Source organism: Paenibacillus sp. LX16 (assembly GCF_036252815.1).
GTDB classification, from domain to species: Bacteria; Bacillota; Bacilli; order Paenibacillales; family Paenibacillaceae; genus Paenibacillus; species Paenibacillus polymyxa_B.
The window spans coordinates 2883776-2898152 of the sequence record NZ_CP141152.1; the positions used below are offsets into that span (position 1 = coordinate 2883776).

Genomic DNA, 14377 nt, shown 5'->3' on the forward strand with positions numbered 1-14377 from the left:
GTGTTGAATTTTCAATGGTAATATATAGATTGAGTACAAGTCATAAGCACAAGAAGTCTATACATGTGTATACAAAACGGGGGATAAGTATGCTTGAAATAACAGGTGATGAAATCGCTCAACTTAATGATACCGACCTAAGATCCTTGGTAGGCCTTCTTTGTGAAGCAGAACTGACATCTGCACAAATCACGACAGCAGGAGTGACTTGGGGAGGTAATCAAAATGCTAAAGATGGCGGAATAGATGTGCGTGTTGAAGTGAAATCAATAATGGATAATGATGGTTTCATCCCGAGATCAAACACGGCATTTCAAGTGAAGAAACCTGATATGCCTCGGAGCAACATTTTGGATGAAATGCGGCCAAAAGGAATACTAAGAGAAGTAATAAGAGATTTAGCCGATAATAAGGGAGCTTACATTATTATAAGTAGTCAGGGATCTACTTCGGATTCTGCATTAAGTAGCAGAAAATTAGCCATGCAAGATGCTATTTCAGATTATGCCAACGCTTCACAATTAAAAGTTGACTTTTATGATCGTGAGCGTATTGCCAGTTGGGTAAGAAGCCATCCTTCTATGATTTTATGGGTTAGAGACAAAATTGGACAACCTCTACAAGGATGGCGATCATTTGATAACTGGGCAGACCATTCTGAGAGTGATGATGGAGGATATCTATTGGATGGAACCTCTCGTTTGTCTAACTCATCAAGTATTGCTGCAAAAGGAATGGATTTGTTACAAGGTATTCAGGAACTAAGAACAATTTTAAAGCGTCCTGGTAGTTCTGTTCGGCTAATTGGATTGTCAGGTGTGGGGAAAACACGCCTAGTTCAAGCTTTATTTGATGATCAAGTTGGTGAGAAAGCTCTAAACAAATCACTAGCTTTTTATACAGATCTTGGAGATGCCCCACTTCCTGACCCTAAATCCTTTACTGCAAGACTTAAATCGCTTGGAAAACGGGGAATCTTGATAGTCGATAATTGTCCTCCTGATCTACATAATCAACTAACTAAATTAAACTCAAACAATAGTCTCATTAGTTTAATTACAGTTGAATACGATGTTAGAGAGGATCAGCCCGAACAAACAACTGTTTTCCGGTTAGAACCTTCTTCAATAGAGCTATTAGAAAAAGTAATTTGTAAGAAATTCACGCATATAAACAGTGTAACCTCAAGAAAAATAGCAGAAATGTCTGGTGGGAACGCACGTGTTGCTGTTGCCATAGCAAGAACAATAAAGATGGGAGAAAACATATCCCACCTAAGGGATTCTGAATTATTTAATAGATTATTTCATCAACGACATGATTCAGACTCAAAGTTACTTAAAGCTGCCGAAATCTGTTCACTCGTCTATTCATTTAATATTGAGACGGAAGCAACAAGAAATATTGAAATGACCATTCTTGCTGAATTAGCAGGAATGAGTGTCTTGGAACTGTATCAAAATGTTGCCGAATTAAAGAGGAGAGATCTCGTACAGCAGCGGAGCACGTGGAGAGCTGTATTACCACATGCTATAGCAAATAGGTTAGCACAGAGCTCATTAGAGAATTTTCCACTCCCGTTACTAAGAGATGTTTTTGAAAAGCGTGCTAATAAGAGGTTATTAATATCATTTTCCAGAAGGCTTGGTTATCTTCATCACAATCAAACTGCTCGAAAAGTTGCTCAAGAATGGCTCTCAGATGGGGGACCGTTGGAGGATTTTCGCAAACTCGATAATGCTGCTGTGACTATGCTTGGTAATGTTGCACCACTTCACCCCGAATTAGTCCTAGCACATATGGAGGAAATTTTAGATCAAGATCGAGACTCAACTTTCTTTTCCCGTCATAATGAAAATTTTAGTTACTTTACAAGTTTGTTAAAGTCTTTAGCATATGATGTTGAGTTTTTTGATAGATCTGTTCAATTATTATGTCATTTTGCTTTAACAGAAGATGTTAACGAGAACAAAAACTCGATACGCAGTACATTAAAATCATTATTTTACATTTATCTTTCTGGAACACACGCTACTGTAGATCAAAGATTAAAAATCATTTCTAATCTAATTGAGTCAGATTCAGAGCAAAAAAATGCATTAGGACTTTCCCTTTTAGATGCAGCACTAGAAGCTTGGCATTTTACATCTATTAATAGCTTTGATTTTGGAGCTCACGTCCGAGACTATGGGTACCATCCAACATCTAATGATGAAATCAGATCTTGGTATGAAACACTCATTCAATATGCTGTGTCAATAGTTTTATCAGAAAAAATAATATCTACTGAGATAAAGGCAATCCTCTGTAGAAAATTCAGGGGGATATGGACTAGAGCAAAAGTTTACAATGCGTTAGAATCCGCTGTGAGAGAAATTTCGGCTAAAAATCCATGGTATGGGGCTTGGTATGCTGTTAAAAACACTATAGGGTTTGATTCTGACAAAATGTCAAAAGAAGCTGTATTTCGACTTGAATCATTAGCTACATTACTGGGACCCCAAAATTTATATGATGAAGTAATGCTGCTAACATTGCCCGATCACGGAAGTCTTCTTAACATAGTAGAAGCAAAAGATACTGAAGAGGCATTGACTAAGATTAGAGATTTATCGCAAGATTTTGGCTATAAAATTAGTTCTCAAGAAGATACCTTGAATGCCTTGTTGATACATCTCATGAGTACTAATGGAAGAAATGTATTTCAATTAGGACAAGGCCTGGCCAAAGGGACTAATGATCCCAAAAAACTATGGGCTACAATGGTTGAAAAACTAAGTACGATCGAACACAATAAACGTAATTATCAACTGCTACAAGGCTTTCTGGATTATCTTACTTCAACTGATAACAGCAGCACTAAAGAACTACTAGATGAAGCAATAGATCACGAGATACTTTCGGAAGTTTTCCCAATTCTTCAGATTGTGATAATTGACATAGATGGAATTGAACGTATAAAAAGATCCCTCCAGCTAGGGAAAGCACCAATTTACTTATACGGGAATCTAGCTTACACACACACATCTGAACTAAATAACGAAGACTTATTCTGCGAGTTAATTCGACTAATTAGCTCTAAACAGAATGGATTGGCCGTTGCTATAGATATCTTTAATATGAAATTTCACCAAAACAATAATGAATTGAGTCCAAGAATACTCACTTTGGGCCAAGAATTAGTTTTAGGTTACGATTTTTCTCAAGAAACTAATAGCGATTCATATCAAATATCAGAAATAGTTAAATCATGCTTTCAAAACAAAGATGCTGCTGATAAAGCAAAACATCTAGCTGTAAAACTCTATACTGCCATTGCAGATAATCGTGTTTTTCACACCAACTTTGATTATATTTATAAATCTCTAGTTGAGGCCCATCCGTTTGTATTTTTGGATGTATTTATAGGAGATCATAACGAATTAGATTACTACATCGAACAGATATTCAGTGGACAATTGATGGTGAGTCCATTGAGAAGCATCCCCCATGAAACATTTATTGAATGGTGTAACATCAAAGGAAAAGCACATTATCCTTTAATAGCATCGGCTATTGAACCGTACATGCATGTAGCCGATCAATTGCAATGGACACCCGTAGCAATATTCCTGATCAATCATTATTCTGATCCTTCAGTTATTTTAGAAGAATTTATGCATGTCTTTCATCCAAATCAATGGGAAGGATCACTAGCAGATAAAATGGTAAAACGCCTTCCACTGTTAGAAAGCCTTATGATTCACGAAAATCCAGTTGTCTCACAGTGGGCCAAAAATAAAGAACCGATTTTGAAGAAAGAAATTATCAGAGTCCATGAATGGGAACAATCACGAGAACAGAATCAGAATGAGCGTTTTGAGTAATGATGGAGATATTCGCTATGTTCACAATTTCTTACCATCAAAAAAACTTAGAGCCTACTGATTTAAATAGCTTATAGATTCTGCAGAGGCGTCGCCAGATTGGCGACTTCTTTGTTGTAAACTACCAGTTTCTATATGTAAAAATTTTTAATTGAAAATATATTACTCATATAAAAGAATTGATATGTATGAAAGATAAGCAACTGAGCAATCCATTTGCATCCGGGAGCGGCGGTGTACACTTTGAAGCTCATATCCAAGCTTCTTTTGTTACATTGATGCTTACAGGTGGATTCGCGCCTTGTTTATCGCGATGGCCTGTGGTCGAATTAAAGCTTCAAGGGAAAATCGATGGGTTTAATACCGATGGCTTAATTGTTTTTGTTGAGGAACCTGTTTCGAAGAGAAAAGCTAAAATGCTTACACAAATTAAGCATAACAGGTTAGCTTACTTGGTATATAAGAAACACTTGAATGTCTAAATAGTTCTTTTAAATCATCCGGAATCTTTTTAGTGATAATTGTTCCAGCATTTTGATTCCATGTTTATACAATATCGACAATACGAGGCCAAACCCAATGCGGATATTGTTGATCAAACTATGAAATATGTGAATGCAAAAGCGGTAACACAACATTTCATTAATTGCTGCGAAAATCGCGGCTCTTTTATTTTGGGATAAAGTTCTTGTCAAAACCAAATGACAAGAACTTTATCTCATTATCGATTTTGATAAGAATATTATCCCATTCCCAACAAAGCAATTCGGGTTATTGAACCATTTCACGATAGGAGCAACCCTTAAATAACGGGCTTGATCGTTCACAGTTGAAAGTGGAAGATCTATAATCTAGGATCATCATCGGAAGTATTGAGAAGCGCATAGACGAATTGAAGATTTTATACATTTTACAATAAGAAACGTGCCTGTTGTCTTCTGTCGCAAACCTATAAATCGGGAGACAAGAACATAGTTCCATTGAAAGTCGATAATATAGTGCCTTTTTTGCTTTAACGGTACAAGTTCTTGTCCCGACTCGAGGAGAAGAACTTGATCCCATTGCCGATTTGATACTCATCTAATAAGATTCAAAGGATTTCGAAAGATTCTGGTTCTTATAACTCTTTTCTCTTTTTCTTCGTAGTCTTGGATGGTGGCCGCAGGATAGGCTGGAGGTGCTGCGGAAGCAGTAACACGAGGCTTTGCGCGCCGGCTGCCCGCGACGCAGTTGCGGTTCTCCTGGTGCCGAACCGAGAAGGAGAGGCTCAGTCGCTCATCTGAAGGTTGTCATTTTAAATTTCCAAAAAAATATATCGCATTAGATGACAGTTAATTATTTGTGGATGTAAAATATAACCGACAGGTAATAGGAGTTTACAGTATTTATATCAAGGCTTAAGGTTTAGGTGCTGGTTCCAATCATCAGTTTTTTTATTTCCAGAAAACAACGCTTAGCTGGCTAGGTAAAAAGATTATTTGATGGGACAATACGTGGATGATGCCGAGGACAAGAACATTGTCCCATTAAAATTCGCTATTTTGGTCATAACCTTGTGAAGTAGACAACCCCTAAAAAACAACCCTATGCTGCGACCGTTTCCCATTTCTGAAAGCGCCAATGGTTGTAAATCTAATCGTAATTTTGGATATCCTGCTATAGCTCCAATAATGTTTGAGGTTTAGTTAAATAGATCTTTTCGGTTTTGAGATGCGAAAAGAACGACTCAATACAAGCGTTGTCAAAGCAGTTTCCAATTCGGAATGGCTGATAATAACCCTAAACTTCGTGAGTTTGTGATAAAACGGTTTCGAGGTGTATTGAAATTCTTGGAGATGGCAGGGGATTTGTGGAAAATATTGAATATTAAAATTAACAAGCGCAATTTGATGAAAACTGTTTTGCGACTTATACTTACGTTAAGATTGATAAGTTATAAAACAAAGTATTCTGTGAGGACAAATTAATATGAAGGATAAACAACTCAGTAATCCGATTTCTACGGGAGGCGGGGGAGGACATTTTGAGGCCCACGTTCAAGCTTCTTTTGTCATCTTAATGCTTACAGGAGGAGTTGCACCTTGTTTGCCTCCTTGGCCTATTACTGAAATAAAACTACAAGGAAGAGTTGATGGGTTTAATACTGATGACTTTATTGTATTAATAGAAGAGCCTGCTTCAAAGAGAAAGCGAAAGTTACTTGGTCAGATCAAGCATAGGATTAAAATCACTCAAGGAGATGAAATATTCTCGGAAGTCATTCGAGCAGCGTGGAGTGATTTTAATAATCCTAAAATTTTTAATAAAGAAAAAGACATTATTGCACTAATCACGGGTCCACTGAATGCAACAGATTTTCATAATGTACAGTGGCTATTGAACCAGGCACGGCATACGAAAGATGTGGAGGAATTTGAGAGGCAGGTAACTCAAGCCAATTTCAGCCCTTCTAAAAGTGAAGAAAAGTTGAACGTGATAAAGTATCATTTGAAGCTAGCCAATAATAATCAAGAGGTGTCTGGCAAAGAACTTTATTCTTTCTTAAATCATTTTTATTTATTAGGGTATGATCTTGGAGAAGAGGAAGGAGAAATGGGAAGTAAATAATGTAAATCTCGAAACCCCTTATCTTATCTATGGATAGGGGGTGAATTATTGTTGTCAGAATGCAACGTATTGTGTAGAATTAAAGAAAATTATGGAAACATAATTGAGGTGGGGGTGGTCCCTCTATACTCAACTTATACAGAGGAATGAATAAAAATGCTTGGGAGAGGGGGGGAGTGTGTGTATAAAGAGCTTCTGAGCATAGCACAGCTAATGGGGGAAACAATGCGATTGGTTGGGTATGCCCGATACTACAAATCCCTTAACATTGATGGTTTACATTACATACATCAAGTAGAAGGTACCCAAGTGATCGCTATTGTTAAACCAAATCATAGTACTCATCATGAAGCTACAACATTTTTAATGAATCTATTATTAACGGAAAAGCTAAAAATGAATACGGTTACATGGCATGCCCAGAATCTGAAAAAGTTCTTGGATTACATGATGTTCTGGAGGCTAGAGGAAGATTTTGAACATATCCATAATATCGAAGTAAAAGCAGGTGGACCGTATCCTATTGAAGTAATATTACTGGGATTTGCGGATTACCTTCGATGTATTCCAAAAGGTTACAAGCCATTTGAAGATTTAAAGGTGGCGACTCACGGGATTCATTGGTCTATGTTAAAGAATATCCCCCTTAACAAACATGCAATGGCAGAAGGGAAGCTATCAACCGTAATTCGAAGCAGTCATAACGATTTAAAGAAAACCAACTGGTGTGAGTACCCGTCTGGTGCACTTGCTCCGATCATCTATACTGCATGTGCATATCTGAAGTTCTTGCGTGATAGAACAACAAGATTTAAATACCTGCCATTAGAGCAGGTTCCGAGAAAAGAAATAAGAGATAATCATTCATTAATAGCGGGTACTGCGGGTAGTAGGGTGCGGATAGTGTTTGATGTGGAAAATATTGCTCGAGATTCCGGTACTGCAGGACCTGGAGGAGGGAAGAGCAGGCAAGCCTCTCCCATTAACCACGACAAGGTCTTTAGTGAGACCGAAGCAGACATGTTCTTTGAATTGATCGATCCGTATGAAAATGCTTTGGATCTTCATCTCTTTGCGATATTGCGTTACTTTGGATTACGCCCTGGTGAAGCAGCTGAGATTCGAATTGAGCCGTCAACAATTCCTTCCAACTTAAACGTGTATCATACAGCAAGAGAGGAATTAACCGAGTCTCTTTCCGGGAACTTGCAGTTTGTAAAAGAACGCGGGTTGCGGGGGAATTGGGTCATTGATACGGGATGGAAAACGAAGGCTTCCTGCAGGGACGTGGCGTTGATAACTCACAAAACAATTGATCCATTTAGCAGGAAAAATATCCGATTTCCAACACAAGAGGAGTTCACTGATCTTCTGTATTGGGCACTTCTTCAGCGGCGGGAACTTTTGTCTTATTACACAAGTGAAGATCATGGCTATCTATTTGTATCAGAGTCAAACAATTCAAAAGGGAAGCCATTAAGTAAGAAAGGCGTTTACAGTAAGTATAATAATTTGGCTGATGACTTATTTCAACGAACTGGGGGAAGCGTAGACCTACGTTCCTACTATCCACACACCTTCCGACACTTATTCGCGACATCACTTCTCCTAAGATATCGCAGACCAATCGAAGAGATCAGCAAGTGGTTGGGGCATTCTTCTGTCGTGATTACGCGCGATACATATATTCATTGGATACCTGAGTCAAATAATGACACAGAAAAAGGTAAAGTAGATCATTTAGGGAGGGTATTTATGCGACAGGCGGAGATCTCAGAGGGAATCCACGCGCATGAGGAGGACTCGGAATGACACTAGAATGGACTCCATTATCGGAATTTCGCAAATTTTTAAAAAACACGCTGCGTTTGAATCATGTGAATCAAGTATTTTCTTCTATAAAAAATCCCGTCCTTCAATTATTTACTACATTTCCGGCCCCGGATAACTGGTTAGCTGTACCGCCTGAAGAGAGACCAACCTTTCGGCATCGCGACAGTCGAGACCTATGGTATGTCATTTTCTGGGCTTGGCATACAGGTTTTTGCAAGGGAAATGATGTAGTAGCACAATATCGTCGAAACGACTTGGTTTGTTACCTGTCAACCAGAGGTCGTGTTAATCTGTCGGATTTCCCCGTCAAAATGGGCCTCCTCAAAAATTCAGAAGCAGAACACATCCGCAAAAAAGACTCAAACCGTATAGGTTTGTTCAACAAACTATCTATACACCTTCTAGGTGTTATGAAACCGCTGGGCGATTTCACGGAAGAAGATATAGCGTTAGCGGATGTAATGCGTCCGAACGACAAACGTTATAACGCCAAGTGTTTAAAGGACATTCTTTTTGAGCTTGGATATTCGGATGAACCAGGAAGACGTAGGCAAAGAATACTGTTTGACGATTGCTGTGAGCATCCAAAGTGGGGGGATATCGCACGTGAGTTTCGCGAGCATTTAAAACGAAGTAATTCGCTAGACTATTATATTCGTAAAGCGGGCAGTGCTTTGCATAAATTTTTCAAATGGCTTGACCAGCACGGGGAGTCGGATGCTTCATCTCTCGAGTATGAAGATTTTCTCGATTTGTTTGATTACATTTCAAAGAATAACGATGGAGAGGAGTTTTCAGCTAAGTATACCGGGAACAATCTTCTACACATAAAGTTATTCTTTGATTGGGGGAAAGGTTCTCATACATTTTTTCCAACATACGTTGACTGGCCCAGTGATTTATATTCTGGAATTCATCGTGAGGCCCAAGAAGAAACATATTCCGGTGATGGCCTCGCTTTTGATGACCCAAACTTCCCGATGCTCATGAAGGAAGCAATTGAAAATTATCATCCCGAAGATGATGTTGAAGTTTTATGTTGCGCTTTTTGGTTAATTATTGCCTCATCACCGGTGCGTAAAACGTATCTGCTCAATCTTCAGGCTGAAGAATGTATGCTGCCATTGCCTAATGCTCCATCAGCGGTAGGATTATACAGCCCATATTCAGGTATTGAGAAAGCTAAACATCGTAACGGCCAATTTCCTATAATTGATTCTGCAGGTCTTAGAGCGGTCGAATTTTTACAGAAAAGATCGAGCGATAAAGCCTTCCGACCGATACGGAACGAAAGAGCGGATGCATCGTATGTGCATCTTTTTCAATTGGAGAAATATCCCTGGATTTTGAATGAAAGACAAATATATATGTTTTTTGATAAGATAGCAGAATTTATTGGACATGGAGATAAAAAAAGGGAAGGCTCATGGTTACAGACACTATCTCATAACTCACATTGCAATCGAAACCGGGAACAGTGAGTTAGCACGACTTGCTGCAGGTCATGAAAATCAAACCATGCTGAATCGATACTTACGAAGTAATCTCTCCCGTCAAGCATTGTTATTTGCTACTATTAAGAAATATCAGGATGGTGAGATTGCGGGACGGTTTATTTGGCGAATCTTCGAAGCACTTGCCAGCGAACAAACTGAGCCTGACGAATTGATAAAAGCTTTGGGATCTGAAGAGCTATCTTTAGATGAATTCTTTGCAAAATTCGGGCTTCCAGCTCCTACAGGTGTAGGAAGATGTTTAATACAGGGGGCTTGCCTTTTTGAGGCAAAGTGTTTTTCCTGTCATCATTTCGCCATACGAAAAAGTGAAGCAGCACAGGCATTTCATACTTTGGCCAGATTAACCAAGGACATGTGGAACATGATGCGAGGCAGTCGGGATTTTACAACCAAAAACGCCAAGGCGGCCGGATTAGCTACGCAAATAGCGTTGCTTGGGGACATGATTCGGCATTTCGGCTATAGTGACGAACAGATTCAAATAGAGGTTATCAGTCGACTAGTCTGAGCTTAGATTGGAAAGAGGTGAAATCGTGTCGCAAATATTAGCTTGGCAATCCCTGAGATTTGGACCCATTACTGTAAGGCGAAAGGGACAATTCGAGAGTAGAGAGCATCTGACAAGATCGGAGTATGAACAATACAGATCGGCAGAGACTTGGGGACGGGTTGAACCTATTTTATCAAGCTCCTTAACGGATTTGGTACAACCCACAATATTTTTCAAGTTACCCGGCACCCAAAGAGATTACGTATTACTGCTTGCCTTTTTACAACGGATCAGTTTGCCTTTAGAGATCGTATTTCCAACCAAGACCGAATTCAATAAATTTCCTTTTCCCGAGTTACCGAATTTTGAGTACTTTGATGCGCTTTACGATAAATACTATCCGGTATTGTATCCGATGGATAGCGAAAAACAACTACAAAAGGCAAAGAAAAGGATTCCTTTGCTTCGAACTGTAGTTTGCTTATGGTTCGCAGGTTACGCCCTTAAGGAAGGGTTAGAGGGTAATCATATTATTACTTCCTCTGTATTAGCAAAAGCAAGTAAGATCGCTAAATATCATAGAAGTAGTTTAACCCTCCTAGGTAAGATGTTAGCTAAAGAAACAGATTCCTTGATTGAAAATAAACCGGTCATACCTTGCGATGAAGCGGAAAGAAGTCTCTGGATAGCCGCGGGAATATATCCAACCCAAACGCCGTTTGAGGAGAGTCTCTATACCTTTGCATTTTCTTACTTGAGGCAACGTGTGAATGATTCAATAACTGATGATTATTACGACGATGAAGGAAATTTACTTTTCAGATACGGTAAAAAAACTATCAGCATAAATTATTGGAAAGCGATAGTCAAGTACATCCGGTATTTTGCAATCAAATGTCGATCAAAAGGTCTTACTGACATAAGCGAGAATTCAATATCAGAAGTATACACAGAGATTTTTGGCCAGATGAAGGGACAAGAAGATAAGACGTTTTTCCGAGTGGCGCTTCGACATTGGCTTAGGTGGCTTATAAGAACTACAAATGCTTCATACAACATAGAACGGATTATGCCAAGACCTAGACGTGTTATGTCAAAAGATCATGGACGAGTATTTAGTATGTCCAAAGCTTATATTCTTGTGCAGACCTTAATGAACGATCAAACTCCTTTAATTAACGAGAACATTCTGATGGACTTTCGTCATAGGCGGGCTTGCCTGTTGATGTTATCAACTGCAGCAAGGCCTCATGAAATAGTTAATTTGCTTCAGAATGCTTTATTTATAGATTCGCAGGATAATTCCTGGATTCGTTTTCACAAAACCAAGACCATTCGCAATCAACCCGATCGAAACGGCTATGAATGGGTTCATCACGCTCTAGTGAAGAACGATGCTGCAAGATGGTTTAACGAATTGATTCATTTTGCCCCATCAGAACCTATATTTTTTCCAAGAGAGTGGGGTGGGGATGGCCTTACGGAACTTCGTTTACTGGCTTCAAAACATAATGATGGCCCTATACGAACTAGCGGACTGTATAATTTTTTAACTCGCATTCAATCGAAGTTATGGCCTGAACTTAGGAAGCCATATTTCACACCCCATAATCTAAGAGCGCTCCATCTTACTTATCGGCGTATCTTAGGAGACAATGATGAGCTACTAGAGAGGCAGGCCGGACATAGTCAAATGACCAAATGTTTAATTTTTTAAACTTCAGGTCAAATCCAAAGGGTGAGGAGAACATATAGAATGGAAAAATTATTGGATCCGCAAAAAACAGCGTTAGTTGTCATTTATTTGCAAAAATGGCTTGGTAATCAATACGCCCCTTATTCCGCCGAGCAGGTAGTATCTAACGCTGCCGCCTTGGCAGATGCTTTCCGTGAGCAAGGCTCAATGGTTGCCCTGGTCCGGGTATCTAGCAAAGATCTGAAGGATATCCCGAGACCGAAGTTGGATTCGCCTGCACCACCACTGAATCTGCCTGAAGGATGGGATCAAATCGTCCCGGAAATGCGGGTCGCCGAAACAGACCACATCATTACTAAAAAGCAATGGGGAGCTTTTTACGGAACGGAGCTCGACCTGCAGTTGCGTCGCCGGGGAATCGACACCATCGTCTTATGCGGCATCGCTACCGGGCTTGGCGTGGATACGACCGCGCGGGAAGCGTTTATGAATGGGTATCAGCTGATTTTGGCGATCGATGCCATGACCGGGTTTTCTCAAGCCGAGCACGATCACGTGAAAAATTTTATTTTTCCACGCATCGGGCGTGTTCGGACAACACAGGAAATCATTTCTGCCTTTGCTGAAGTTTGAACCCAAAGGAGATGTGCCCTTGGATTTATCAGGTTCCAGGGGTCGTTTTTTTATTTCAGGAGGTTGGTCTCTATGACCCAAAAGAGAAGTCCCAAGTCCGATAGGATGTACCCCTGGTATGTCTTATCTGTAACCAGTCTCGGAGCGTTCCTGGTTCTGGTCAATATCGGAACGCTTAATGTCGCATTGCCGGAATTAAGCCAGCAATTTCATGCGAATGCGGCAGCTTCCAGCTGGATTTTACTTTCCTATATGCTGGTAAACACTATCCTGATTTTAATCTTCGGACAAATTTCGGATATTTTCGGAAGAAGCCGAATGTATTTAATAGGAATGGCCATCTTTACCGTATCCAGTTTACTACTCGGTTATGCTTTTAATGTAGAGGTACTAATCCTTCTTCGGATCGTACAGGCTGCCGGAGGAGCGCTCGTAGTGACGAACACAACACCGCTGATTACCGATGCGTTTCCCCAATCGCAGCTGGGCACCGGTCTCGGTCTGAATTTATTGTCCGCTTCCGTCGCGCAGGTGCTTGGCCCGGTCGTCGGCGGCGTGGTCACGACCGCCTGAGGCTGGAGGTGGGTGTTCTGGTCTAATGTTCCCTTCGGGATCATTGCTCTCATCTGGGGGCTCTGGATTCTAAGGGTGAAGCCCCTAGCGCAGCTCCATAAAAAAGTGGACGGATATGGAGGCATCATGATCTTTGTCGCTTTAGCGGGTCTAATCATTGCTTTATCCAAGGGGGGAGAACTGGGCTGGGGAGACAAGCAGGTGATCGGAGGTTTTGCGATATTCGCCATATTTACTACTATATTTTTATGGCATGAGCATCGTTCAGCATCACCTCTACTAGATTTAAGCCTTTTTGAAAGCTGGACGTTCAGTATGGGGAACATCGCTACATTCTTTAATTCTTTTGCCCGTACGGCGGTTGCTCTGCTCTTCGCTCTCTATTACCAATTTGCCTTCCACCAAAACGCGCTTAATGCCGGTCTAAGGATCCTTCCAATTACGATAGGGATGTTGGTCATTTCTCCGATTGCTGGCATGTTGACTAAGAAGGCGGCCATTCGAGTTCTGGCCTCACTTGGAATTCTTATTTCTATAGCAGGACTACTACTACTCCTATTCGTGGTCGGTGGAAATTTCTCTTACGGGGTCACCGCTTGCGGCATGTTGTTAATCGGGGTCGGGACCGGTTTATTCCTTACCCCCAATACGACGGAGGTCATGTCAAGCGTTCCGGAGCAAAGCCGCGGGGTGGCGAATGGACTGCGGTCCATGCTATATAACTTGGGTCAAGTGCTGAGTACGGCTCTTTCTTTAACCATCGTCGGCGCAGCGCTGCCAGCCCACCTGAAGAACGTGCTGTATTCCGGAAAGAACAATGTGATTTCTGCCGTTGATTTTGCTTTCGTCATTCACGGTTACCGCTGGGTCATCATCGCACTAATAGGGACTTCTCTACTCGCTCTTGCTGCCTCGTGGTTCCGTCCGCAACAGAAAAAAGCTTACGAAAGCTCTTCAGCGGCCTCTTGACTTTGACGCATTGATGCCGCGTCAATCCGTCCGATCCTCATCGATCGGTCCTGCGGCTGCCGCCATAACCCCAGCGCGTCCGGTAAGCCCAAACTTCTGGAGCTAGCGATATATATCCGGCGGGTAGTGGAGCGTTGCGATATACTTTCACACGACACCAAGATATCCTCTTCTCCTAAATTCCGCCTTTTGG

General features: G+C 40.7%; 8 protein-coding genes and 1 pseudogene. All 9 read left to right on the forward strand.

Translation table 11 applies throughout. From position 1 onward, the window contains the following. Nucleotides 1-89: 89 nt before the first annotated feature. The gene (locus T3H97_RS12710) at nucleotides 90-3866 is read left to right on the forward strand and encodes a hypothetical protein (RefSeq protein WP_328802751.1); all 3777 of its coding nucleotides are present in this window, start codon (nucleotides 90-92) and stop codon (nucleotides 3864-3866) included. Between the two features lie 188 nt (nucleotides 3867-4054). Then, nucleotides 4055-4348 carry a hypothetical protein gene (locus tag T3H97_RS12715; RefSeq protein WP_025723560.1) on the forward strand — a complete coding sequence of 98 codons (294 nt, stop codon included), beginning with the start codon at nucleotides 4055-4057 and terminating at the stop codon, nucleotides 4346-4348. Between the two features lie 1486 nt (nucleotides 4349-5834). After that, the gene (locus tag T3H97_RS12720; RefSeq protein ID WP_025723561.1) at nucleotides 5835-6473 is read left to right on the forward strand and encodes a hypothetical protein; all 639 of its coding nucleotides are present in this window, start codon (nucleotides 5835-5837) and stop codon (nucleotides 6471-6473) included. A gap of 180 nt (nucleotides 6474-6653) precedes the next feature. Then, the gene (locus T3H97_RS12725; RefSeq protein WP_328802752.1) at nucleotides 6654-8285 is read left to right on the forward strand and encodes a tyrosine-type recombinase/integrase; all 1632 of its coding nucleotides are present in this window, start codon (nucleotides 6654-6656) and stop codon (nucleotides 8283-8285) included. Next, a complete protein-coding gene (locus T3H97_RS12730; RefSeq protein WP_328802753.1) occupies nucleotides 8282-9787 on the forward strand; it encodes a hypothetical protein in 1506 nt (501 codons plus the stop codon). Before T3H97_RS12725 ends, T3H97_RS12730 begins: the two co-directional genes overlap by 4 nt. A 37-nt stretch (nucleotides 9788-9824) precedes the next feature. After that, nucleotides 9825-10331 (forward strand): hypothetical protein, encoded by a 507-nt coding sequence (locus T3H97_RS12735; RefSeq protein WP_103048585.1) that lies wholly within the window; start codon nucleotides 9825-9827, stop codon nucleotides 10329-10331. 25 nt (nucleotides 10332-10356) lie between these two features. After that, a complete protein-coding gene (locus tag T3H97_RS12740) occupies nucleotides 10357-12030 on the forward strand; it encodes a site-specific integrase (RefSeq protein WP_190299356.1) in 1674 nt (557 codons plus the stop codon). Nucleotides 12031-12069: 39 nt separating this feature from the next. Next, nucleotides 12070-12642, forward strand: coding sequence for a hydrolase (locus T3H97_RS12745; RefSeq protein ID WP_328802754.1), 573 nt, complete (start codon nucleotides 12070-12072; stop codon nucleotides 12640-12642). Between the two features lie 105 nt (nucleotides 12643-12747). Then, a pseudogene (locus T3H97_RS12750) lies at nucleotides 12748-14184 on the forward strand (MFS transporter). Nucleotides 14185-14377: the final 193 nt, after the last annotated feature.

What these genes read in the sequence shown, in the direction of transcription:
- T3H97_RS12730 (WP_328802753.1), top strand. Translation starts at nt 8,282, where the DNA reads ATGACACTAGAATGGACTCCATTATCGGAATTTCGCAAATTTTTAAAA.
- T3H97_RS12715 (WP_025723560.1), top strand. Translation starts at nt 4,055, where the DNA reads ATGAAAGATAAGCAACTGAGCAATCCATTTGCATCCGGGAGCGGCGGT.
- T3H97_RS12720 (WP_025723561.1), top strand. Translation starts at nt 5,835, where the DNA reads ATGAAGGATAAACAACTCAGTAATCCGATTTCTACGGGAGGCGGGGGA.
- T3H97_RS12710 (WP_328802751.1), top strand. Translation starts at nt 90, where the DNA reads ATGCTTGAAATAACAGGTGATGAAATCGCTCAACTTAATGATACCGAC.
- T3H97_RS12735 (WP_103048585.1), top strand. Translation starts at nt 9,825, where the DNA reads ATGCTGAATCGATACTTACGAAGTAATCTCTCCCGTCAAGCATTGTTA.
- T3H97_RS12745 (WP_328802754.1), top strand. Translation starts at nt 12,070, where the DNA reads ATGGAAAAATTATTGGATCCGCAAAAAACAGCGTTAGTTGTCATTTAT.